The organism is Aquiflexum sp., assembly GCF_977115555.1.
This window is the reverse complement of sequence record NZ_CDSBKL010000561.1, coordinates 1-2,100: the sequence shown is the minus strand read 5'-3', so window position 1 is coordinate 2,100 and position 2,100 is coordinate 1. Positions and strand designations below refer to the sequence as shown.

At 39.9% G+C, this 2,100-nt stretch carries 1 protein-coding gene; it reads right to left on the bottom strand.

Going from position 1 to position 2,100, the window contains the following annotated elements; genetic code table 11:
- On the bottom strand, positions 1 to 1,886 hold a 1,886-nt coding region (locus ACZFYI_RS19570; RefSeq protein ID WP_462525804.1), incomplete at its 3' end, for a ThuA domain-containing protein.
- Between the last annotated feature and the right edge of the window lie 214 nt (positions 1,887 to 2,100).

The window sequence follows — 2,100 nt, the reverse complement described above, 5'->3', positions numbered from 1 at the left end:
GGATACATATCTGAATAATAGACAGGACCTGCCATGGCATTTCTGCCACCTGTTCCTAACTGTGGAAACTCATCAGAAACTCCATACGGGTACCAGATAAAAGCAGGGGACAACGGAGCGACTACTTTTGCTCCGGTATTATTTTTGGAATTATTGATAGGCCCTTTTGGGTCAAAAGGAGCACCTGACGTGCCTGTAGTGTAATCAAATTCTCTATAAGGATAATTGTTCCCCACAAAATACGGCCAACCAAAATTACCTGCTTTTCTTGCCTGATTGACTTCATCGTATCCTCTAGGACCTCTAGTGTCCAAGCTGTCATTTCCGGCATCCGGGCCTACTTCTCCCCAATATAAAAATCCGGTTTTTTGATCGACTGATATTCTGTAAGGATTTCTGTTACCCTGAACATATATTTCAGGTCTTGTACCTTCTGTTCCTTTTGGATATAGGTTTCCTTCTGGGATATCATAGCTTCCGTCTTCGTTAACTTTGATTCTCAAAATTTTACCTCTCAAATCATTGGCATTTCCGGAACTTCTTCTTGCGTCATATTGCTCAAAACCATCTCTGTTGTCCAAAGGAGCATATCCTCGGTTGACAAATTTGCTGTCCTTTTGGTCAAAAGGCGTAGAATTGTCACCTGTCGAAAGGTAAAGCAAGCCATCCTTGTCAAAAGCTATGGAACCACCTGTATGGCAGCAAATATTCCTTTGGGAATACAATTCCAAAATGATTTTTTCAGAAGCCAAATCCAACTTGTCATTTTCAAATTTGAACCTTGAAAGCCTGTTGACCTCCTTACCTGTTGGGCTGTAAAACATGAAAATGAAATTGTTTGTGTCAAAATTCGGGTCTTTCTGAATACCCATCAAACCTTCCTCGGCATTGACTCCAGGTGTACTTGTTTTCCAATACACGTCTAATTTAGCGATCTCACGGACTGTGGAATCACCGTTTTTGTAAAGCATGATTTCACCCCTTCTTTGTGCGATCAAAATGTCAAGATTCGGTAAAATGGTCATTTCGGTAGGTTCTGTAAATTCACCTACTACCAGATTAATCTTTTCAAACCTGTTTTCTTCAGGGACTCTTTGGGTCCTCGCTTTGGAATAATCCAGTTCTTTGTTATCCCCAATGGCATATTTGATCCCTTCGAGAATATGTTTTAAGTAAAGTTCTTCTGTGAAGGATTCCTTAGTATGGCCACCGGCTGTATAGAATGCCCTTCCTCCGTCAAATTCATGGTACCATGCCATCGGATGGAATCCCATCGGTTTGGTCTGCAAATAGCTCGATTCATCAATATCCATCAGGACATTGACATCAGGGTTGAGCTTTTTGAAATGATACCATTCGTCCCTTCTGTTCCAAATTTCAGGTAAAAAGCGGGTCGTCGGGTGATTTCGGTCCGTGACATTCAATTTACCATCCTGAACATTTGGGTGAGGATCACCGATGCCGGGATGATAAGAAAAATTAGCACCTGCCAATCTGTTGTACCATCCCCACTCGTATTCAGTATCTGCGGCAGCGTGGATTCCTACATATCCTCCTCCTGCCTGAATATATCGCTCAAAATCCGCTTCTTGGTAGTGATTGAGCACATCACCGGTAGTACTCAACCAAATGACTGCTGAATATTGTTTCAGATTTTCTTCTGTAAACAACTCCGCATTGGTTGTGGTATCCACTTCAAAATCGTTTTCTGCACCAAGCTTTTGGATGGCGGCCATTCCATCCGGGATAGATTCATGATAATATCCGGCCGTTTTACTAAATACCAGGACTTTTGGTTTTCCGCTCCTCTTATTGCAGGAAGCAAATACCACCAAGACCGTCAATAGAAGAAATAAACTTCTTTTCAAGGAATCAAAGGTTAACATAGGTTATTGTTTTTGGAAATAATTGGAAATATAAGAAGATTCTCAATGAGCTTGCAAATGAATCATTTAAGTGGGCAATAGGCAGTAAGATTGGTACATTTTTGAAATTGAAAAGGAAAAATTAACCATTAAAATTGAGTCAAAAAATTTTTCATTATGTATTTTTTAAAATTTTAGAAAAATTTTGTTATAAATAGTCTCAACATGAAATATA